This window comes from Paenibacillus sp. R14(2021) (genome assembly GCF_019431355.1).
Lineage (GTDB): Bacteria > Bacillota > Bacilli > Paenibacillales > Paenibacillaceae > Paenibacillus_Z.
The window spans coordinates 287,958-309,609 of record NZ_CP080269.1; the positions used below are offsets into that span (position 1 = coordinate 287,958).

Sequence of the window (21,652 nt, forward strand, 5' to 3'; positions counted from 1 at the left end):
CACACTGCAAACGATGGGTATAAGCACATTCAATGACCCAGCAGGGCCAACGTCCTTCGCTTCGTTGATTGCGATGAATATAATTTAGTAGAGCCGGTTCGCTCACAATGGGGTTTATACACAGATGAAACCCACCTATATGCTTTCACTTATTCGCCTGCGGGAGTCGTCAGAGGCTGACGGATTGGACGATTGGCACGGAGAAAACGAAGACGATTAGGAAGCGATTGGCGTAAGGAAAGGAATATAGGATCTCTTAAACGCTGTGTTGGAGGTGTATCCTATGGATAAGATGAAAGTATCATACGAAGTGATGCTCGGACTTGCCGCAGAGATGATGCTGGATGAGGCTGTACTTAAATTCCGAACGGATAAATTGTACAAAGCCATCGATTTGGCGCTTGCCTCCGGAGACAAGGATACATTCCGCCGATTGACGGACGAGTTGAAATCACTGCATGCTTAGTAAGCGGCTAGATCCGCATGAATAAAGTCTGCTGGCACCCGGACGAGAGTCCGGCGAATGCTGCAGGCTTTTTTTTGATTTAAGTATAGGCAATCTATGGTATATTAATAGAATGGAAATTTTAAGTTAAGTACATGCTATCGATGGAGGAAAGGTGACAAGAATGAAGTTCAGTGAATTAAGCGCGCAGCAGTGGGCTGAACTCCAGCCTTATCTGGATACGGCAGTGCTCCCTGTAACCGGATTGACGGGCATGGAAATGCCGTACGAAGTAACCGAGCAGCTCGAACGACTTCGCGATGTGCTGGACATGATTGAACAGCCCTTTAAGGGAAGAATTGTTACCTATCCGGCAGTGCAGTATGGGCCATGGACATATGAAATCGCAGCTCATGTGAGCCAGGTTTGTAACAATCTCCGAACAATCGGCTTCAAATATGTCATACTTGCCGCGGCTGTTCCGGTTTTATCTGAGGCGAAACCGAACGCCGACTTGATGATTGGCCCAGCGGACGACGGCAGTCTGCCTGAAGCTGCAGCAGTTAGTGAATCCGTTCGCAAGCTATGGCTCGGACGCCCTTAGATTCAGATGAAATGCGGACAGCCTCTGCATAAGGTGACATCATAATGGGAAAAACATATGCCAGAGAAGGTCAATTGTGACAAAATGATAACAAATGCTAAATCCCATTTTGAACTGTCCAGCAAATTGTTTGCCATATTCTTGACGCTCCAAATCACCTAGGCTATTATAGGAAATGTCCAAGTTCATCGTTTGTTTTGCCTCTGCGGCAGAACACAAGATATGGCTCAGCAAAGGGGGTAGAACAGAAGATGAGTAACCATGAACAACACGAAAACACGCACGGTCCGGTTAAACAGAGCGGAATGTCCCGGCGTCAATTTTTGTCGTACACGCTCGGAGGCGCTGGCGCTTTCATGGCAGCGGGCATGTCTCTCCCGATGATCCGGTTTGCGGTCGACCCGATTTTGACGAAAAAAGCAAAAGGTACATGGATTAAGGTCGTCGAAGAAACCAAACTGACTGGTGACCCTCAGGAATTTAAATTCAAAATTCACCAGGTTGACGGCTGGTACGTAAGCGATCCCGAACTGACGGCATGGATCTCCAAGGATCAGTCGGGCAAAGCCTTCGCTCTTTCCCCGGTATGCAAGCATTTGGGGTGCACGATCGGCTGGAACACGGAGAAAAACAATGAATATGTTTGTCCTTGTCACGGTGCCCACTACACCAAGGATGGTAAAAACCTGGTTGTTGCACCAAAACCGCTCGATGAATACGATCTGAAGATTGAAAAAGGTTGGGTTTATCTTGGTCCAATCAAAGCAAATACACGGGTATAAGGAGGCGTAAAATCAGATGATGAAAGGTATTTACAACTGGATTGATGAACGTCTTGATATTACGCCGATGTGGAGGGACGTTGCGGATCACGAAGTACCGGAACACGTTAACCCTGCGCATCACTTCTCCGCTTTTGTGTATTGCTTTGGCGGACTGACGTTTTTCATCACGGTCATTCAAATTTTGTCGGGGATGTTCCTGACGATGTACTTTGTGCCAGATATCATCAATGCCTACAAGAGCGTTGACTTCCTGCAGCATAAAGTTGCATTCGGCGGTATCGTCCGTGGTATGCACCACTGGGGCGCGAGTCTCGTTATCGTTATGATGTTCCTTCATACCCTGCGCGTTTTCTTCACGGGCTCCTATAAGGCACCGCGGGAAATGAACTGGGTTGTCGGCATGTTGATTTTCTTCATTATGCTGGGTCTTGGTTTCACGGGTTATCTGCTTCCTTGGGATAACAAAGCCTACTTTGCCACGAAGGTTGGTATTCAAATCGCTGAATCCGTGCCGTGGATCGGTACATATATCAAAGAATTGATGCAAGGCGGAGAGATCGTAGGCGCCGAAACATTGACCCGTTTCTTCGCAATCCACGTCTTCTTCTTGCCGGGCGCGCTTCTGGCGCTTCTTGCGGCACACTTCTTTATGATCCGGAAGCAAGGTATTTCGGGCCCACTATAAGCCGAAAGGAGGCATTTTGCGAATGGCACACGGCCACAAATCGAACGAAAAAGTAGTATTCGTTGGTGACTCGCGGGTTCGTAAAAAAACGGTAACAGGCCCAGTTATTCCACCGGACTATTCGTCTTACCCAGGTAAATCGGAAGCGTTCATTCCGAACTTCCTGCTTAAAGAATGGATGGTTGGTGTCGTGGTTCTCGTTGGGTTTCTTGTCCTGACGATCTCTGAAGCGGCTCCGCTTGGTTACCCGGCAGACCCTACCAATGCTGCCTTTATTCCGATGCCGGACTGGTACTTCCTGTTCCTGTATCAATTCCTTAAATTGCAATACGTCTCGAAGGATTATGTCGTTCTAGGTACGGTCGGCATTCCGGGCGTAGCATTCGGAGCACTTATGCTGGCTCCGTTTCTGGATACGGGCAAAGAGCGTCGATTCTATAGACGCCCAATTACTTCGATTCTTATGTTCATGTCGCTTATCTCTGTCTTCTACCTGACGAAACAATCGTGGGATCACTACCAGCACGAGCTGAAGCTGACCAACACGATTCCGGAGCATATCCTTCGTGAAGAGAAAGCACGCGAAGCTGCTGAGAAGGCCGCAGAATCTGGCGGGGAACCAGCTCAGCCGGCAGCGGAAACTCCGCTTGTCGATCCGAAAGATCCTGCAGTTGCCATTACTCAGAAAGCGCAGTGCGTAGCTTGTCACGGTGCGGATCTAAAGGGTAATGAAAGCTCTGGTATTCCGTCTCTGCACGGAATCGGCGATGAATTCGATAAGGCACAGCTGGTTGACATCGTTACGAACGGTAAGAACAACATGCCTTCCTTTAAGGATAAGTTGACTACCGAGGAAATCGATCAATTAACGACTTGGCTGGCGAAACAGAAAAAAGCAGAATAATGAGATGAAAACCTGATCGTTTCGATGCGATCAGGTTTTTTTAACTGAATTTCGGGCGACGCTAGGATTAGCATCGGTCATCATGCGAGTGAGAGTTTTTAAGGAGAGGGTAATTGGTGAAGGCTGCAGCTCTTCCGTGGAGTCGAGATTTTCTAACGAATCGCATCAATTTATTGCTGCTTTTTATCGTAAACGCAACTGGTACTGTATACGGTTACATTTGGTACGGCGATCAAATGAAGTATACCGTTGCGCAGCATCCGTTCTGGCGCGTGATATTCGTGCCGGACAGTCCGACAGCCAGTTTGTTTTTTACGTTATCGCTGCTATTTTTGCTATTTCCTGTATTGGCAAAGCCGACTCCGGTGTACATAGGCGTACGTGCGATCATCGAATCGCTCGGCGTCGTCACTTCCATTAAATACGGCGTATGGGCAGTCACGATGATTCTGGCAGGCGCGGCGCAGGGCGATTCGCTGCAGTGGGAGCATTATATGCTGATTGTTTCCCACCTTGGCATGGCTGTCGAGGCGCTGCTGTTCGTCCGGTTTATGATTGTGGGGCGGTTTGCCGCATTTCTGGCGCTCATATGGCTGCTGCTGAACGATACGATTGATTATACGTACTTTGTGTACCCGTGGCTGCCAGACGTACTTGAGGACGATCTATCTGCCATCCAATCGTTTACAATGGGGCTGTCGGTGGTCAGCTTGCTTCTCACATGGCTCTTCATCTCGTTCCGTAAGGTCTAAGATGGGACATCCCTCCATAGGATGATAATAGGGGGGATGCGCGTGAAAGCATCAACGGTATTCGCGCTGCTAGGCAGCGTCGTACTGCTGTGGCTCTCAACCGGCTGCAGCTTGAATAGTCAAGGCTTTACAATGAATTCGATACAGGCAGACGCTCCGATTGATGGGCAGCGGCAATCATCGTCGCTTAATCAATTATATAGCTGGTCAGAGCAGCTGTATAACGCCGCAAATGACTCCAATCGCCAACAGGCGTTCCTCTTGCTTCAACGTATGGAATCGCTGGCTGCGGATGGGGATATTCGAAAGATGGGGACGCAGGCCGGATGGCAGGCATTCGAGCGAAGCATTCAAAGGGCTATTCAAGCTATGCCGCAAAAAGGGACAAGCCAAGTATGGTATACGGAAACTGCGAGGTTGAAGCTTGCAAGCGATGCGCTCCTAAGGCCGGCTGCGCCGCTTTGGCTGCAATATGAAGGCGTCTTAAAGGATGATACGCAGAGGATTCGAGCAACGTGGGCGGCTCAAGCGGAAGGACGGCTTAAGGCCGTACAAGCCACAATCAGTGTCTATGAAGAGCATGTGGATCGTCTGGAGGTTGCGGCGCTTATGCAGCGTGACCGCACAGATATAGATGGAATCAAGGCACAGCTGCTTTATCTGGAACGTCTCGTACGAGCTGCAGATGCAGGAGAGGTTCGCCAGGATAAAGTTCCGGCAGCGCTCGCAAGTTTGGAATCTGCGTCAGCCCGCCTTTTCAGAGGAGCGGAGTCCGAAGATGAAGCGGCTCTGACCGATGCGACTCCGCCCGGCCTATCCATTGGCGAGCAGCGAAGAGGCGGTTCACAGATTGCGGAATTGTTCATTGCCGCTTTCGTGATGGCGGTACTTGGGTTTGCCGGCTGGCGCAAATATCGAAATGGCCAAACGCAGGGGACGTCATTCTCCGATCGATTCAAATAAAGAATAGCCGGTGCGAAGCGCGCCGGCTATTCTTGTTTGAATCCTTCTCCAAGGACGTCATGCACATCCGAAATAATGATGAATGCAAGCGGATCGACACTGCGGACTATGGTTTTCATACGTCTGATTTCATGGCGGGCGACGACGCAGTACACGACCTGCTTCGGCTTACCGGAATAAGCGCCTTTGGCAGGGAACAATGTAACGCCGCGTTCCAAATCTTGCGTGATGACTTGGCCGACCTCTTCTCCGAATTCGGTAATGATTGAGAAGGCTTTAGCCGAATAAGCGCCTTCCTGGATAAAGTCGATCAGCTTGGATGCGATAAAAACAGCCACGAGCGTATACAGCACCTTTTCCTTCGGAATATAAAGCAGCGATACACCGATTATGATGATGTCGAGCGACAGAATGACTTGACCCATGCTCCAGCCCTTCAGCTTGGCAGCGATGCGCGCGAGGATATCGACGCCGCCGGTTGTGCCGCCGAATCGGAAGACAATGCCAAGCCCGGCGCCAAGCGTCACTCCGGCATAGAGTACTGCCAATATGTAGTCGTTGGAGGTCCGAAAAGGAACAATCCAGCCAAGGTGGATCAGCTTCTCCATCAGCGCCAAAAACACCGACAGCGAGACCGTGCCGAAGACGGTATACCCGGTATGGGAGCGGCCCAGCACCCGCCAGCCGACGAAGAAGAGCGGGATGTTTAACACGAGTGTGGAGATCGACAGAGGCCATCCCAAGGCGTAATTCAGCAGGATCGCAATCCCCGTTACGCCGCCTTCCATCAATTGATTGGGAATCAGGAAATAATGCAAGCCAAATGCATAAATGGCTGTCCCTAGCGCGACAAGCGGCAGGGTACGAAGCAACTGCGAAGCGGACGTTTTCAAAAGCGGATTCAGCTCCTATTCGGCGGAATGGACAAGATGAAGGCTATAACATAGTATGTCTCTTTGCGAGGATTGTCAAAAGCATTGTTTTCAGATACGCTTTGATATAACATATGTAGGGAAACCTCATGCACAGAGAGGAGCAGCATCGTTGTCCCAGAAATCACTTGCAGCTATTCAGCAAGAAGTAGATGCTTACATATCACAGTTTAAAGAAGGGTACTTCAGTCCCTTGTCTATGCTAGCTAGAATGAGCGAAGAAGTCGGTGAACTGGCCCGTGAGGTGAATCATCGTTTCGGCGAGAAACCGAAGAAATCAGATGAGGCGGACAATTCCGTAGAGATGGAGCTCGGCGACGTAATGTTCATCGTTATCTGCTTCGCGAATTCGCTTGGCATTGATTTGACCGAAGCACATGACCGCGTCATGCATAAGTTCAATACGCGGGATGCGAATCGTTGGACGCGAAAAAACGTCGAACCGTAATACATCTCCTTACATATGCTGTACCATCACCCTGTGTACAAGGAGGATGGGCGGATGGACGTAGAAAGCAGCGTGAAGAAGGCTTACGAAGCCATCCTAAGCGGCGATTTTGAACAGGCAATCCTGCGGTTTGAAGAAGCGATTGCGCAGGAACCGGAGAATGGTGCGATTTATTACAAGTGCTCCATTACGTGTGCCCGCAGCGGGAAATGGCAAAAGGCGCTCCATTATGCAGAACAGGCCGTGCTGCTTGATGCAGAGCACGCTGAATATCAGTATCATCTCGAGACAGTCAAAGCAAGAGGAATGGTGAGCGAAGCAGAGCAGCTGTTGTCGCAGTCACCTGCTCACACGGATCAAGCACTTGTGCTGCTGAAAGAGGCGTCGCGGCTTGATCCGCTGAACATGGAAGCCCTGCTGCTGCTTGCTGCCGTATTCGCCTCCCTGCGGCGTTATGAAGAAGGTGCCGCATGTGCGCGAGAAGCGCTTCGGCTGGATCCCGAGCATGCCGCAGCAAGGCGTTTATTCGCCGAGCTGAAGAGGAAGAGCAGAGCGCTTCGCGCGTACGGACTTAGAACCAAACGGAAAAGGAACAGGTGATTCGCATGGCAGCAGAGCAAATTCGAGTCGCAGTTGCGGGTGCAAGCGGCCGCATGGGACGCGAAGTCGTGAAGATGGTTTTACAAGATGATGGGCTGACGCTGGCAGCAGCTATCGCCCAGTCCGCAGGTCCGATTGACGCGGGAACGCTCGTCGGACTTCCGGCTTGCGGTGTCACGGTCCAAAATGACCTGAGCGCCGCCCTCGCTAGCGCAAATGCAGACGTCCTGGTTGATTTCACAGTACCGGCGGCTGTTTACGGGAATACGTGCACGGCAATCGCGCACGGTGTTCGTCCTGTAGTCGGAACCACAGGCTTCACGCCGGAGCAGATCAAAGAGCTGGACGAGCTGTGCAAAGAGAAAGGTATCGGGGGCTTGATCGCCCCGAACTTCTCCATAGGCGCGATTCTCATGATGAGATTCGCAGCGCAAGCGGCAAAATATATGCCTCATGTCGAAATTATCGAATATCATGGCGACCAGAAGCTGGATGCCCCTTCGGGAACTTCGATCAAGACAGCTGAACTCATCGCGGAGGCGAGGCAGGAGCTGCGTCAGGGCAATCCCAAGGAAGAAGAGATCATCGAAGGCGCGCGCGGCGGCTATTATAACGGATTTCGCATACATAGCGTAAGATTGCCAGGCGTGTTCGCCCAGCAAGAAGTTATTTTTGGCGGCAACGGCCAAACCTTGAAAGTACGTCATGATTCCTATGAACGCTCAGGCTATATGCCGGGCGTAAGCGTGGCGTGCAAGAAAGTCGTTACCTATACCGGACTTATTTATGGTTTTGAACATTTGATCGATTAACGACAATTCGGCAGGTCGATGCTTGTCCAACTGAGAGAACGTTCGGACATACAAGAGGGGAGTGCGGCGAGGTTGAACATCGCGTTTATTGCACATGATCGGAAGAAAGATGAAATGGTTAACTTTGTTATTGCTTACGAACACGTGTTTCAAGGCCATAACTTATATTCCACGGGCACGACAGGCACCCGCATCATGGAACAGACGAGTCTAAGCATTCACCGATATATGTCCGGCCCGCTGGGAGGCGACCAGCAAATCGGCGCGATGGTTGCGCAGAACGAAATGGATTTGATTATTTTCCTTCGCGATCCGCTTATGGCGCAGCCGCATGAACCGGACATCATTGCGCTGCTTCGCTTATGCGATGTGCAAGGCATTCCGGTTGCGACGAACGTAGCGACGGGCGAGCTCCTCGTAAGGGCGCTGCAGCGGGGAGATTTCGCGTGGCGGGAGCTTGTACATAAATATAAGCCGGGTGAAGTGTAATGACGGAATCAGTAGATATTCTGGCGTTCGGCGCCCATCCGGATGATGTTGAAATCGGTATGGGCGGTACGATCGCCAAGCATGTTCAGCAGGGCTACAGCGTTGCGATTTGCGATTTGACCGAGGCGGAGATGTCCTCCAATGGCACCGTGGAAACGAGGCGGCAGGAAGCTGCCGAAGCTTCCGCGGTGCTTGGTCTATCTCATCGTTCCGTGCTGCGATTGCCTGACCGAGGGTTGACGGGGTCGAGTGAACAGCTGCAGACCATCGTCGGGGAAATTCGCCGTCTGCGGCCGAGGCTTGTATTTGCGCCTTACTGGAACGATCGTCATCCTGACCATGTGAGCTGCAGCAGACTGATCGAGGAAGCGGTATTTAACGCAAAGCTTCGTAATTACTTGCCGGAGCTGCCGCCCGTTCAGGTCGAACAGATTTATTTCTATTACATAAACGACAGCAGTGACGTCAGCCTCGTGACTGACATCAGTGCACACATGGAAACGAAGATTGCCGCACTGCAAGCCTACCGTTCGCAATTCGCACCACCTGCACCGGGAGAGGATCGCGTGCAAACGCCGCTTACGGACCGCTATATTCAACGGGTCGAAGCGCGGGACATGCTGCTTGGCCAAACGCGCGGCTGGGCGTACGCGGAAGGATTTGCAATCCGCCGCCCGCATGCGGTACCTTTATTTTAGAATCGGATTCATTCGGCCGCTGCGCAAATGATTAGCCATGAATACATCGCGTATCGGCATATATATGGAACTACTGGGGGTGAAACGCATGGCAAAACGATTAAAAATCGGAATTACGTGTTACCCGACGCTGGGCGGATCTGGGGTCGTAGCGACCGAGCTTGGGAAGATGCTTGCGGAGAAGGGGCACGAAATTCATTTTATAACACACAGCATTCCTTTTCGGCTGGGACAATTTCAAAAAAATATTTTTTATCATGAAGTCGAAGTGAACGATTATTATGTCTTCCGTTATCCGCCCTACGATCTGTCGCTTGCCAGCAAAATGGCGCAGGTCGCCAAAATGCAGAAGCTGGATATTCTGCATGTCCATTACGCCGTACCTCACGCCGTGTGCGCGTACCTGGCGAAGGAAATGGTCGGCGACGGCCTGAGGACGGTTACCACGCTCCACGGCACAGACATTACCGTACTCGCGCAAGACGAATCGCTGAAGGATCTGATCCGGATGGGGATTAACAAGAGCGATGCCGTTACGGCCGTATCCATGGATCTTATCCGCGAGACGCGTGAGCTGCTGGATATCGATAAGCCAATCGAGCTGACGTATAATTTTGTCGATAAACGCATCTATTATCCGAGGGAATGCAGCTCGCTTCGTAGCGATTTTGTGACCAAGGACGAGAAAATTCTCATGCACATCTCGAACTTCAGACCGGTTAAACGGCTGCAGGATGTCATCGACGTATTTGATAAGGTCGTGAAGGAAGTGCCAAGCAAGCTGCTGCTTGTCGGCGAAGGACCGGATTTCCCGAAGGTTCAAGCACGGATCCGTCAGCTCGGCTTGGAGGATCGCGTTCATTTCCTTGGCAAGCAGGATGACGTTGCCCAAGTGATCTCGATCGCCGATCTTATGCTGCTCCCCTCCGAGAAGGAGAGCTTTGGTCTTGTGGCGCTTGAAGCAATGGCCTGCGGCGTTCCTACAATCGGCTCCAATGCCGGAGGTATACCGGAGCTAGTCACGTCCGGCGTAACGGGGTTCCTGTCGCCGATCGGCGATACGGACGATATGGCCTATAACGCGATCAAGCTGCTTCGCAATGAAGAACTGTATGCGAAGTTCCGTGAAGCGGGACTTTACCGGGCCACGCATGAATTTTGCAATGAGCGGATTACGGCGGAATATGAGCGTATTTATTACAAAACGCTCGGCATTGAAGCGGATATTCCAGTGCCGATTTGCGATTAAGCAGGATATAGAAGGGAGGGAGAGCCATGTCATGGAGCGAACCGCTGACGAGGGCGCTCCCTTTGCTTTATGCATTGGAGGAGCGAGGCTTCGAGACGGTCTTTGTCGGAGGCTGCGTGCGGGATACGCTGCTCGGCAAACCGCTGAAAGATGTGGATATTGCAACGGCGGCGTCGCCTGAGCAAGTCATGGCGATCTTCCCGCATACGATTCCGACGGGATTGCAGCATGGAACGGTAACGGTCGTCGCTGAAGGCGAAACTTACGAGCTGACGACGTTTCGGACCGAGTCGGCCTACGAGCAGCATCGAAGGCCAACCGAAGTGCAGTTCGTTAACAGCCTTGAGGCCGACTTGCTTCGCAGAGATTTCACGATCAACAGCATGGCGCTGCGAAGCGACGGCACGCTTGTCGATCCCTTCGGCGGGCTTCAGGATCTCCGGAATGGGATACTGCGCTGCGTTGGCGACCCGGATGCCAGATTGCAGGAGGACGCGCTGCGTTTAGTGCGCGCCATTCGATTCGCTGCGGCGTATGACCTGCGCATCGCGCACCGCACATGGCGGGCGATCAAGCGCCATAATCATCTGCTCGTTCATATCGCAATGGAGCGAATCGGGCTGGAGTTTGACAAAATGATCGCCGTCAGCGATCCGCAGCGAGCGGCCGCTTGGCTGGCGGCAAGCGGCATGCTTTCCTTCACGAAGGAAGCTTTACCGGAAGCGATGACTGCGGCTGTCGATGCGTATATGCAGGCTAGAATGGAAAGGGCATCTGCTTCGCTCCCGGAGAATATACACGAAGCGTATGTCAGACGGCCAGGCTGGCCAATGGCAGCAATGATGCAGCAGCTAGGCAAGGTTGGAGAACCCGAGGACCGCTGGGCGGCGCTGTGCGCTGCATTGTCGATGGATACAGCTCTAGCATCCGAGATGTTTGCGGCGCTTAAATATGCGACATTAAGGAGCATTCGGCTGGTTGGCGTGCTTGAAATTCATATTGCGATGAAGCAAGCTCTTCTAGGCATGTGCGATGACGAACAGATCGATCCCCATACTCGGTCTACATGGAGACAAGAGATGCATAGGGAGTGGATTTCATTAATTCTGCGGCATGGCAAGCCCGCCGCGAAATGTTGGATCCAACTCATCCGAAACATTCCGATGCTGGCTGAACCGTCTGCTGAGGATTGTCCGATTGAACAATTGCCCAAACTGCTGGATATGTTGCAGCAAAGCTTGGACAAGCTGCCGGCGGCGTCCTTGAAGGAGCTGGCCGTGAAGGGCAAGGATATACTCGGTCTGCAGGTGAAACCATCCGGGCCGTGGCTTGGAATCCTGCTTGCAGAACTGCTGCTGGAAACCGCGCTTGGCGAGCTGCCGAACGAGAAAGAACATCTACTAAGCGAAGTGGCCAAACGGCTGGCCGCCATAACTGGCTAAGTGCCGCATAATGAGGGGAATTAAAGATGAACAATCGTATTCTTGAGCTGCTGGAGAAGCAGGGCGGCAGTTACTTATCGGGTGAGCTGCTCAGCCAAGAGCTTGGGATCAGCCGAACCGCGATCTGGAAGCAGATTAAGAAGCTGGAGGCCGCGGGGTACGAGATTGAAGCGTCCCGCAGGCTCGGTTATCGCTTGATGGGGCGGCCGTCCAAGCTGACGATGCAGGAGCTTGGATTAAAGCTGCAGGAGAAGCAAGTGTCCATGATTCACGGCATCCGATTGTTCGACGCCGTCGATTCGACGCAAAACATCGCGCAGCGCCTTGCCGAAGATGGCGCTCCGGAAGGCACGCTCGTTATTGCGGATCAGCAAACGAACGGCCGCGGCCGCATGGGGCGCAAATGGGTATCTCCGCATGGCAAAGGCATTTGGATGAGCTTCATCCTTCGTCCGGGCATGCCGATTCATTTTGCTCCTCAGCTCACGCTGCTTACGGCGGTCGCGCTCTGCCGCGCATTGCGTGCTGCAGCAGCACCGCTCGATATCGGAATCAAATGGCCGAATGATCTGCTCATCGGCGGCAAGAAAATTAGCGGCATTCTGTTGGAATCGACAGCAGAGGAAGAACGTCTCCGCTACGTCATTGCCGGAATCGGCATCAGCGTCAATTTGACAAAGGAAGACTTTCCGCAGGAGCTGCTGGATATCGCCACTTCCCTGCAAATCCAGCTGGGCAGGCCGCTGGGCAGAGCCGAGATTGTTGCCGGCTTCTTTGCCCAATTTGAGCAGCTTTATGCCATCTATCAGAAGGAAGGCTTCGCCCCGATTCAAACACTCTGGGAAGCTTTGTCCGTCACCTTGCACAAGCCTACAAAGCTCATTATAGGAGGTAAAGAGACCATTGGCACGCCGATCGGCTTGAACGAGCAGGGAGCGCTGATTGTACAGAGGGAAGACGGGACGAGGGTACCATTATTCTCCGCAGAACAGGTGCCGCCGGCGGGATAACCGTTCATAGACGGAGCATTTATTATTTGGTATAATCGCCTTACTAGTCATGCTTATTTGAGGGCGGTATCGCTGCCGGCGAACTGCACCTTCGATGAAGAAAGAGCGTGCACCGATAACCGTTTGGTTGTCAGCTGCAAGGCAGTGCGCATTCTGCTCTGAGCCGTTATGGGACCGAGACAGAAGGAAGCCCGCTTTAGCCAGGATGTTCCTTTTTGGATTGGAACCTTTTTAGCGGCGCTAGAAGGTTTTTTTTGCGTTGATCACATAGGAGGTCCCCTCATCGCGAAAGCTTAAAGGAAAGCTGCTCGCGTTTGTGCGGCCGACCTTCCAATCCAAAAGGAGGACGGAGCAATGAAACAACCGTTGACTATTACGAAGCTAAAAAAAATGAAACAGAGCGGCGAGCCGATTTCCATGCTGACGGCCTACGATTACCCATCCGCTAAGCTCGCGGAGGAGGCAGGCATTGACATTATTCTCGTTGGGGATTCGCTCGGCAATGTTGTACTCGGATATGACACGACGATTCCCGTGACGCTTGACGATATGGTTTATCACACGCGGGCTGCTGCCCGCGGAGCAGCACATACATTCATCGTCGCCGATCTGCCGTTCATGACGTACCATCTCGGCAAAGAGACGACGCTGCGCAACGCGGCAAGATTAATGCAGGAAGGTCATGCGAATGCCGTTAAGCTCGAAGGCGGCGCAGAAGTAGCGGAAGAAGTTGCAGCACTCGTGAAAGCGGGCATACCCGTTATGGGGCATATCGGCCTCACGCCTCAGTCGGTTCATCAGCTTGGCGGTTATCGGGTTCAGGGCAAGCTGGAGAAGGAAGCACAGCAGCTAATCGACGATGCGAAGGCGCTGGAGGCTGCAGGGGCATTTAGCATCGTGCTTGAGCTCGTAACCGAACCGCTCGCGGCGGCGATCTCATCCTCGCTGTCGATCCCGGTTATTGGAATCGGAGCGGGACGCGGTTGTGACGGACAAGTGCTCGTATATCATGATATTTTGCAATATGCATCGCCTTATATGGAGAAGCGCTTCGTGAAGACGTATGCGGATATCGGGACTACGATCCGCGGCGCCATTAGCAGTTACGTGTCCGACGTGAAGTCGCGGGAGTTTCCACAGCAAGCCCATGTTTTCCCCATGGAGCAAGAGGTGCTGCGCCAGCTATACGGCGGAACGAAGACAGAAGCAGCAGGCAGCCAATCTCCGCAAACGGAGCAGGAAGGTGCCGCGTCCGCGGATGCCCGCAAGGGAGGCGGTCAATCATGATCATCTGTACGACAATCAGCGAGCTGCGTACCATCTTGAACGGGCAGCGCGGCGAGGCACCGGACGGCTTGATCGGACTTGTGCCTACGATGGGCTTCCTGCACGACGGGCATGCTAGTCTGATGCAGCGTTCCGTGAACGAATGCGCATTTACGGTATTGACGGTCTTCGTGAATCCGCTGCAATTCGGGCCGAACGAAGACTTTGACCGGTATCCGCGCGATTTGGAGCGGGATGCGGCACTTGCCGAGAAGCATGGCGTTGACCTCTTGTTCGCGCCGTCGGTGCAAGAAATGTATCCCACCCGGCCCCTTACCAAGATTCTTATTAACGAGGTGGCGGACCGGCTGTGCGGCGCTTCAAGACCCGGCCATTTCGACGGTGTCGGAACCGTCGTCACGAAGCTGTTCAACTTGGTTCAGCCGGGCCGCGCGTATTTCGGTATGAAGGACGCGCAGCAGGTCGCGGTTATCCAGCAAATGGTTAACGACTTGAATACGCCGGTCGATATCGTGCCTTGCGAAACGGTGCGCGAAGCAGACGGCTTAGCGATGAGCTCCCGCAACGTATATTTGAGCAGCGATGAGCGGGCGCAGGCGGTTATCTTGTCCCGCACGCTGCAGCAAGCCGAGCGCATGCTGCGTGAGCCCGGAATGACGGCAGGGAAGCTGTCTGCAGAAGCGGCCGCTTCGATCCGCACGTCACCGCTCGCAGTTATCGACTATGCTGAGCTGCTCACGTACCCCTCGCTGCAGCCGATTGATCCCGATCAGCTGCTGACGGAGATGAACCAGACCCTAATTCTCGCGCTTGCCGTCAAGTTTGGCGGCACGCGGCTAATCGATAACCGTTTACTTCAATCGGCTGGAGGTGGCCTCAATGTTTAGAACCATGATGAAATCCAAGCTGCACCGGGCAACCGTCACTGAAGCGAACTTGAATTATGTAGGCAGCATCACTATTGACGAGGACCTGATGGAGCTGGCGGATATTTGGCCCAACGAGAAAGTGCAGATCGTGAACAACAACAACGGTGCAAGGCTGGAAACCTATGTAATAACTGGTGCGCGGGGTTCTGGTGTCATTTGTTTGAATGGTGCCGCCGCAAGGCTTGTGCAGCCCGGAGACAATGTTATTATTATTTCATACGGCATGATGCCGGAAGAAGAAGCGCGCAGCTACAAACCGAAAATCGTTATTTTGGATGCTGCGAATAAACCGGTTCAAACGATGGACGCTGAGCTTCACGCAACGATCCTGTAACCAAGCGGCAGCACCCGCAATGCCAGCGCTGTGAAACGTCTGGGATGAAGTATGAAAAGTCATGCCGGGGCAAAGAATGAGCATAACAATTCACTTCAATCACCACAACAACGGCGTGAGGGTGGGTGTGCATTATGTTCAAGCATATATTTGCAACGATGCAGGATATTCTTCAGGACATCATTATTCATTATCCGAAAGCGAACGATAACGACCGTAAAGCACTCGACGACCAGTTGATCAAGCTGAAGCAGTTCAGCGACATGTTCATTGAAGAATGGCTGCAGTTCGAAGAAAAGATGGCTGATTTCCGCGAGCTGCAGCAGCAATGCCTGCATGGCGGCTCCATGCATGCTTGTTCCGCTCCGCCGCCTGTACCCGGCTATCCGAAGACCATATCAGAAGTTCCGGCTGAGTCGGCTTCCAAGACGCCAGCGTCATATTCGACGTCGAAGCCTGAAGTTACGTATGAAATGGACAGCATCTCCGATGCGGAGCTGCGCCAGGCAATGTCGCAAGGACAAGGCTATTTTAAATTATTGATGTTCCGCGAAGCGGCGGGACATTTTCAACAGGCGATTGCGATTTCTCCCGATTTTAACCATGCGCGACTATTCCTGGGTATGTCTTATATGCACTTGCAGGAATGGCATGAAGCGCAGCGGCATTTTCAATTATTGGTGGAAGTGACGGAGCATCCCAAATGGAGAGCGCTTGGTTTGAATGCGCTTGGCTGCATCCAAGCCGTAAGGATGAACCTGGAGCAAGCCGCCATTTATTTTGAGAAGGCGCATGAAGCTGATCCTAATTTTACCGACCCCCTATCCAACATGAAATCCTGTCAGGAGCATGAAGGACATTTATCGCTTTATTTCGGGAGCGGACAGCTGTAGATCTGTGGAGAGGATACGTACCGGATGAATTATGCCGTACTGGATTTGGAAACGACCGGCCACAGTGCCGGCGATGATATTATACAGGTTGGTCTTGTGCTGCTGGATGAATCGCTGAAGGTCATTCATTCTTACAGCTCGTTCGTCAGGCCGACCATCCCCATACCCCCATTTATTACGGGGTTAACCGGGATCGACGCTTCCATGGTGGAAGAGGCGCCGGAGCTTGAAGAAGTGCTCATCGATATCATACCGCTGCTGAGCGACGCCGTTCTGGTGGCGCACAACGTCGCATTCGATGCGGGCTTCCTAAGCGCAGCGCTCGACCGCTGCGGATACGTGCCCTTCGACGGAAGAAGACTGGACACCATTGATATGCTTCGCATTCTGTACCCCACCCTAACGACCTACCAGCTGGGCGCGGTAACGGAATTGTTCGGCATTGAACATGATCAGCATCACCGCGCGGACAGCGACGCCATGGCAACGGCGGAGCTGTTCGCTGCTTGCTGTCGGAAGATGGAAACCTTGCCTCTGCTGACGCTGCAGCGCTTGGCCTTGCTTCTTGGCGGCGATCTCGACGACTTGGGCTGGTTCGTCTCGCAGCTTGCGCTCCGTAAGGAAACGCAAACCTCCATCGATCTTGACGCCTACACTTATTTCCGGCAATTTGCAATGAAGGCAGGCGATTGGACCGAGGAGCAGCATCCGCGCAGCGACGAAGAGCAATCAACAGCAGTCGCGGATTGGACGTTTCATCAGTTTCTCGCGCATATTAAAACAGGTATTGCCGGCATCGTGGATGGCTATGAGGAGCGGGAGCCCCAGAATATGATGTTCCAGGAAGTCATCGATGCGTTTGAAGAAGGGCGGCATCTGCTTATTGAAGCGGGAACAGGTACCGGGAAATCGCTGGGCTATTTGATCCCCGCGCTCTACTATGGTATCCAGCAGAATAAGAAGATAGTCGTCAGCACGCATACGATTAATCTGCAGGAGCAGCTTCGGGCACGCGATTTGCCGCTGCTGCAAGCAGTGATGCCTTATCCGTTCAAAGCGGCGGTATTCAAGGGACGCGGCAATTATCTATGCTTGCGCAAATTCGAGGGTAAGGTCAATGTGCAGGATTTCAGCTCGCCGGTCGAAGACCGCATTACCGCTTCGCAAATGGTCGTCTGGCTCAGCGAGTCGATGCACGGCGACCAGGAGGAGCTTAATTTCGGCAACCGCGGCGTTGATTTCTGGAGCACGGTAGCTAGTGACGCGGATTCCTGCCTGAACCGCAGCTGTCCTTGGTTTAAGCGTTGTTTCTACCATCGCGCGAAGCAGGAAGCCAACATCGCGGACGTTGTCATAACGAATCACTCCATGCTGTTTACAGACATTCGCGCAGATCATCGCCTTCTTCCCGGTTACGAGCATCTCATTCTGGATGAAGCGCATCATTTGGAAGAGGTGGCAGGCAAGCATCTGGGTACGCAGGTTTCCTACTATTCCGTACAGCAGCCGATTTTCAGATTGTGCAAGGATGCCAGAAATGGACAATTGATCGTGCTGAAGAGCCGGCTGGCGAACGAAAACGTGGAGCAGACGCAGAAGTGGCGGGAAGAAATCGACGAGGTTATTCCCGTATTCGGCGAGCTTCGAGATGAATGGGACCGCTTGTTCGATATGCTGTATGGCTTCATGAGCGCGAGCAATCAAGCTAAGTCCGGCGCTTTGGACAGTGGGAGCGGCGGGGAAATCGGGCAATTCGTGCTGCGTCTCCGCGGCGGGAAATTGCCTGACCAGTGGTCGGAAGCTCAGATCGTTGAGGAAGCCATTAACGGCTACCTGAGCCAAATCATTCGGCCGCTTGATAAAGTATTCGCTGCGATCAAAGAAGAACTCGACGATCCCGGGATCGCAGCATTGGTAACGGATTTAAGCGGAACGCTCAAAGACTTGTCCCGTGCCCGCGATGATTTACGCCAGTTTATGAAAGCCGATAAATCGGACACCGTCTACTGGCTCGAAGCAAATAGCAACTCAAGAGCCAAATCTGTTCAGCTCTATGCCGTACCCGCAGACGTAAGCAGTCAGCTCAGGACGTATTTCTTCGAAACGAAGAAAAGCGTCATTATGACATCGGCGACATTGTCGGTACAGAAGTCCTTCCAATATGCTTGCGAGCAGCTAGGCTTGATGGGGGAGGAGGAAGCGGGCCGCTTAAAGACGGTGCAGCTGCCATCGCCATTTAATTACAGGGATCAGGCACTAGTCATTATACCGCGCAATTTCCCGGTGCTTAAGGGTGCCGCCGGAGATCCGTTGTTCAACGAGATGCTGGTTCAATCCTTATCGGAAGCGGCTATCGAGACCAAGGGAAGAATGCTGGTGCTGTTTACATCCTACAAGATGCTAAAGCAGGTGTATGATCCGCTCAAGGAACTATTGGTTCAGAAGGACATTCAAGTGTTAGGTCAAGGCATCGACAGCAGCAACAGGAGCAAGCTGACAAGGCGCTTCCAGCAGACGCAAGCATCCGTGCTGCTTGGAACGAGCAGCTTCTGGGAAGGTGTGGACATCCCCGGCGATGCGCTCACTTGCCTTGCCATCGTTCGGCTCCCCTTCCAGCCGCCAAACCATCCGCTTGTCGAGGCCAAATCGGAGCTGCTGCAGGAGCAGAAGCAGAATCCGTTCATGAAGCTGTCGATACCGCAGGCCGTGATTCGGTTCAAGCAGGGCTTTGGGCGGTTGGTTCGGACAGGGAAAGACCGCGGTATTGTTCTCATTTATGATACTCGCATTATCGATACGTACTACGGCAAATATTTTCTCTATTCGCTGCCGGGACCGAAGATTGAAACCATGCATTTGGATCAGATTGTCCCGCGCATGCATGAATGGCTGTCACCAAGTGAAGAAAGGGTGGAAACATGAAACCGATGAAAATATCCGAAGCGGTCGTTCGCAGACTCCCCGTTTATCTTCAAGTTCTGAACGATTTGAGCATGCGGGATGTACAGACGGTTTCATCACAGGAGCTTGGGAACAAGTTGGATTTGAATCCAGCCCAAATTCGTAAGGATTTGGCTTACTTTGGCGATTTCGGGCGCAAGGGCATCGGCTACGACGTCACGTACCTTATTGAGAAAATCAGACAGATTTTAAAACTCGATCAGCCGCTTAATGTTGCGCTCGTCGGCGCCGGGAATTTAGGACGCGCTTTATGCAATTATAATATGTATTTGAAAGACAATATGAAGATTACGGCAGTATTCGACGTCAGCCCGACGATGGTGGGTTCGGCCATCAACGGACTGACCGTCCTCCCGATGGACAAGCTGAAGGAAACCATATTGGATCGGCACATCCGCATCGGCATTATTACCGTGCCGGCGCTCGAGGCACAGCATGTTGCGGATCAGTTTGTCGAAGCAGGCGTTGACGGCATTCTCAATTTCGCTCCGACGATTCTTCGCGTGCAAGAGCAAGTGCGAATCCATTATGCAAACTTCACAACCGAGCTGATGAGCCTGGCCTATTATTTGGACGAAGAAGGAGTCGACGACAATGAAACGGTTGTGGATTGAGAACGGCACTTTCGTGACGATGGATGACAATCGTCCGATCGTAAAGGGCCATATGGTCATTGAAGGGGATACGATTCTATACCTAAGCGAGCAGGAGCCGGATCCGAAGCCCGAAGGCGCCGATAGGCTGAACGGCGAAGGGTTTGTCTTCATGCCCGGCTTGATCAATACGCACGGGCACGCTGCGATGTCGTTGCTTCGGGGATATTCCGACGATGAAGCGCTTCAGGTGTGGCTGGAACAGAAAATGTGGCCGATGGAAGGTAAATATACGGACGAGGATGCCCGCTGGGGTACGGCGCTTGCCGTTGCGGAGATGCTGAAATCCGGAACGACCACGTTCGTCGACATGTATGACCGTATGCATATTGTCGCGGAGGTCGTGGAACAATCCGGCATTCGCGGTCTCTTGACCCGCGGCGTCATTGGTTTATGCCCGCCAGAGGTTCAAACCGCTAAATTGAATGAAGCGAAACGGTTTGTCCAAGATTGGAACGGCCGGGCGAACGGCCGCATCCGGACGATGCTTTCTCCGCATGCGCCTTATACATGTCCGCCGGATTACATCGAGCGCATCGTAGAAGCAGCTCGGGAGCTTAATGTTCCGCTTCATACGCATATGTCCGAGTCCGCGGCAGAGGTGCAGCAGAACGTCAACGATTACGGCTGCCGTCCCGTCGAGCATCTGGATAAGCTCGGTTTCTTCTCTCGTCCGGCGCTTGTCGCCCATGCCGTTCATTTGACCGACGGCGAAATCGCTCTTCTTGCTGAACGCGGAGTCAGCGTGTCGCATAACCCGGCCAGCAATTTGAAGCTTGCGAGCGGCGTTGCCCGCGTTCCGGACATGCTGAAGGCGGGCGTAACCGTCTCGCTCGGCACCGACAGCGCAGCGAGCAACAACAATTTGGATTTATTCGACGAAATCCGGTTGGCAGCGCTTATACATAAAGGCGTTTCGGGTGATCCGACAGCCGTTCCGGCTTGGGAAGCGTTGAAGCTTGGCACGGTTTACGGTGCGGGTGCGATCTGGCAGGAGGAACGGATCGGCATGCTGAAGGAAGGCATGAAGGCTGATTTCATCGCGCTCAATGTGGAGCAGCCGCATTTCTATCCGCGGACCGAGATGATCTCCCATCTGGTGTATGCCGGATCAGGGCGGGATGTCGTTCATGTATGGGTGGACGGCGAGCAGGTCGTGAAGAACGGCGACTGCGTATTTTTGGATGAGGCGCAGATTCGCTCGGAAGCACAGCGCTGCTTTGAAAGGCTGTTATCCAGCTAATGCGCGCCAATCGATTGAAACGCGCGCCGCTGATGACGGCAAGACGTTGGGTGACGCTCATCGTGCTGTTCGTACTGCTTGTACTCGCATCGATCAACGCGTATTACCGCTACGTGCAGCTTCCTGTCTGGTCCGAAGAGAAGACCGCCGAATCCAATGCGATGGAGCGCGGTGGGCTCTCAAGCGTAACAAGCTCCTATTCGTACGTGTGGGATGAGCCGGTATGGGTCGTGAAAGGGAAGGATAGCAACGACCTGGACACCTTTGTCTGGCTGAAGAAGGATTCCACGATCACGCTTCGGGCAACGGATGGTCTCACGAAAACACGACTGCAGGAGCAGTTTCTGCGCGAGAAGCCGGATGCCCAAATCGCACATATTCGGCTCGGCTTATTCGGCGGAGAGCCGGTCTGGGAAGTGTTCTATGCCCGGAATCAATCCAGCCAGCTGAATCACTTCTATGATTTTTACCGGTTTCGCGACGGGTCGTTGATCGTGATGTACAAGCTTCCTTCCCAATAATGAAACGGGTTTA

At 52.8% G+C, this 21,652-nt stretch carries 24 protein-coding genes; 23 read left to right on the forward strand and 1 reads right to left on the reverse strand.

From position 1 onward, the window contains the following. Positions 1 to 283 precede the first annotated feature (283 nt). From KXU80_RS01510 to KXU80_RS01540, 7 genes are all read left to right on the forward strand, one after another. On the forward strand, positions 284 to 466 hold the full coding sequence (locus KXU80_RS01510) for an IDEAL domain-containing protein (protein WP_219836553.1): 183 nt from the start codon (positions 284 to 286) through the stop codon (positions 464 to 466). Positions 467 to 629: 163 nt separating this feature from the next. After that, the gene (locus tag KXU80_RS01515; protein WP_219838812.1) at positions 630 to 1,049 is read left to right on the forward strand and encodes a DUF2487 family protein; all 420 of its coding nucleotides are present in this window, start codon (positions 630 to 632) and stop codon (positions 1,047 to 1,049) included. A 251-nt stretch (positions 1,050 to 1,300) separates the two neighbouring features. After that, positions 1,301 to 1,831 (forward strand): Rieske (2Fe-2S) protein, encoded by a 531-nt coding sequence (locus KXU80_RS01520; protein ID WP_219836554.1) that lies wholly within the window; start codon positions 1,301 to 1,303, stop codon positions 1,829 to 1,831. 16 nt (positions 1,832 to 1,847) lie between these two features. Continuing rightward, the gene (qcrB, locus tag KXU80_RS01525; protein WP_090637800.1) at positions 1,848 to 2,519 is read left to right on the forward strand and encodes a menaquinol-cytochrome c reductase cytochrome b subunit; all 672 of its coding nucleotides are present in this window, start codon (positions 1,848 to 1,850) and stop codon (positions 2,517 to 2,519) included. A gap of 22 nt (positions 2,520 to 2,541) precedes the next feature. Beyond that, complete coding sequence (locus KXU80_RS01530; RefSeq protein ID WP_219836555.1) at positions 2,542 to 3,423, forward strand: menaquinol-cytochrome c reductase cytochrome b/c subunit; 882 nt, start codon at positions 2,542 to 2,544, stop codon at positions 3,421 to 3,423. Positions 3,424 to 3,539: 116 nt separating this feature from the next. After that, positions 3,540 to 4,175, forward strand: coding sequence for a DUF1405 domain-containing protein (locus KXU80_RS01535; RefSeq protein WP_219836556.1), 636 nt, complete (start codon positions 3,540 to 3,542; stop codon positions 4,173 to 4,175). 42 nt (positions 4,176 to 4,217) lie between these two features. After that, positions 4,218 to 5,138 carry a sporulation protein YpjB gene (locus KXU80_RS01540; protein ID WP_219836557.1) on the forward strand — a complete coding sequence of 307 codons (921 nt, stop codon included), beginning with the start codon at positions 4,218 to 4,220 and terminating at the stop codon, positions 5,136 to 5,138. A gap of 26 nt (positions 5,139 to 5,164) precedes the next feature. Here KXU80_RS01540 and KXU80_RS01545 read toward each other — a convergent pair whose 3' ends face one another. Next, positions 5,165 to 6,031, reverse strand: a complete 867-nt coding sequence (locus KXU80_RS01545; protein ID WP_219836558.1) for a YitT family protein — start codon at positions 6,029 to 6,031, stop codon at positions 5,165 to 5,167. Positions 6,032 to 6,182: 151 nt separating this feature from the next. On the opposite strand from KXU80_RS01545, the gene KXU80_RS01550 reads away from it, so the two are divergent. The 16 genes from KXU80_RS01550 to KXU80_RS01625 all read left to right on the forward strand — a co-directional run bounded on the left by KXU80_RS01550 (position 6,183) and on the right by KXU80_RS01625 (position 21,639). Further along, a complete protein-coding gene (locus KXU80_RS01550; protein ID WP_258171201.1) occupies positions 6,183 to 6,518 on the forward strand; it encodes a nucleotide pyrophosphohydrolase in 336 nt (111 codons plus the stop codon). Between the two features lie 54 nt (positions 6,519 to 6,572). Beyond that, on the forward strand, positions 6,573 to 7,118 hold the full coding sequence (locus KXU80_RS01555; protein WP_219836560.1) for a tetratricopeptide repeat protein: 546 nt from the start codon (positions 6,573 to 6,575) through the stop codon (positions 7,116 to 7,118). 5 nt (positions 7,119 to 7,123) lie between these two features. Further along, positions 7,124 to 7,930 carry a 4-hydroxy-tetrahydrodipicolinate reductase gene (gene dapB, locus KXU80_RS01560; protein ID WP_219836561.1) on the forward strand — a complete coding sequence of 269 codons (807 nt, stop codon included), beginning with the start codon at positions 7,124 to 7,126 and terminating at the stop codon, positions 7,928 to 7,930. Positions 7,931 to 8,044: 114 nt separating this feature from the next. Next, positions 8,045 to 8,419 carry a methylglyoxal synthase gene (locus tag KXU80_RS01565; protein WP_258171397.1) on the forward strand — a complete coding sequence of 125 codons (375 nt, stop codon included), beginning with the start codon at positions 8,045 to 8,047 and terminating at the stop codon, positions 8,417 to 8,419. After that, positions 8,419 to 9,117: a bacillithiol biosynthesis deacetylase BshB1 gene (bshB1, locus tag KXU80_RS01570; protein WP_219836563.1), complete on the forward strand. Its 699-nt coding sequence runs from the start codon at positions 8,419 to 8,421 to the stop codon at positions 9,115 to 9,117. Before KXU80_RS01565 ends, bshB1 begins: the two co-directional genes overlap by 1 nt. 88 nt (positions 9,118 to 9,205) lie before the next feature. After that, on the forward strand, positions 9,206 to 10,366 hold the full coding sequence (gene bshA / locus KXU80_RS01575) for an N-acetyl-alpha-D-glucosaminyl L-malate synthase BshA (RefSeq protein ID WP_219836564.1): 1,161 nt from the start codon (positions 9,206 to 9,208) through the stop codon (positions 10,364 to 10,366). Between the two features lie 26 nt (positions 10,367 to 10,392). Then, positions 10,393 to 11,808 (forward strand): CCA tRNA nucleotidyltransferase, encoded by a 1,416-nt coding sequence (locus tag KXU80_RS01580; protein WP_219836565.1) that lies wholly within the window; start codon positions 10,393 to 10,395, stop codon positions 11,806 to 11,808. A gap of 26 nt (positions 11,809 to 11,834) precedes the next feature. Next, the gene (locus KXU80_RS01585; RefSeq protein WP_219836566.1) at positions 11,835 to 12,818 is read left to right on the forward strand and encodes a biotin--[acetyl-CoA-carboxylase] ligase; all 984 of its coding nucleotides are present in this window, start codon (positions 11,835 to 11,837) and stop codon (positions 12,816 to 12,818) included. A gap of 354 nt (positions 12,819 to 13,172) precedes the next feature. Next, positions 13,173 to 14,105, forward strand: a complete 933-nt coding sequence (panB, locus tag KXU80_RS01590) for a 3-methyl-2-oxobutanoate hydroxymethyltransferase (protein WP_219836567.1) — start codon at positions 13,173 to 13,175, stop codon at positions 14,103 to 14,105. Then, positions 14,102 to 14,992, forward strand: coding sequence for a pantoate--beta-alanine ligase (gene panC / locus KXU80_RS01595; RefSeq protein ID WP_219836568.1), 891 nt, complete (start codon positions 14,102 to 14,104; stop codon positions 14,990 to 14,992). Before panB ends, panC begins: the two co-directional genes overlap by 4 nt. Further along, positions 14,985 to 15,368: an aspartate 1-decarboxylase gene (gene panD / locus KXU80_RS01600; protein ID WP_219836569.1), complete on the forward strand. Its 384-nt coding sequence runs from the start codon at positions 14,985 to 14,987 to the stop codon at positions 15,366 to 15,368. Before panC ends, panD begins: the two co-directional genes overlap by 8 nt. 134 nt (positions 15,369 to 15,502) lie before the next feature. Further along, positions 15,503 to 16,261, forward strand: a complete 759-nt coding sequence (locus tag KXU80_RS01605; protein ID WP_219836570.1) for a hypothetical protein — start codon at positions 15,503 to 15,505, stop codon at positions 16,259 to 16,261. 24 nt (positions 16,262 to 16,285) lie between these two features. Next, entirely contained in the window at positions 16,286 to 19,183 is a 2,898-nt protein-coding gene (dinG, locus tag KXU80_RS01610; protein WP_219836571.1) for an ATP-dependent DNA helicase DinG, read from the forward strand. Continuing rightward, positions 19,180 to 19,836: a redox-sensing transcriptional repressor Rex gene (locus KXU80_RS01615; protein WP_219836572.1), complete on the forward strand. Its 657-nt coding sequence runs from the start codon at positions 19,180 to 19,182 to the stop codon at positions 19,834 to 19,836. The genes dinG and KXU80_RS01615 overlap by 4 nt, the downstream gene beginning before the upstream one ends. After that, a complete protein-coding gene (locus KXU80_RS01620) occupies positions 19,817 to 21,118 on the forward strand; it encodes an amidohydrolase (RefSeq protein ID WP_219836573.1) in 1,302 nt (433 codons plus the stop codon). Before KXU80_RS01615 ends, KXU80_RS01620 begins: the two co-directional genes overlap by 20 nt. Then, positions 21,118 to 21,639 (forward strand): cell wall elongation regulator TseB-like domain-containing protein, encoded by a 522-nt coding sequence (locus KXU80_RS01625; RefSeq protein WP_219836574.1) that lies wholly within the window; start codon positions 21,118 to 21,120, stop codon positions 21,637 to 21,639. Before KXU80_RS01620 ends, KXU80_RS01625 begins: the two co-directional genes overlap by 1 nt. Positions 21,640 to 21,652 lie beyond the last annotated feature (13 nt).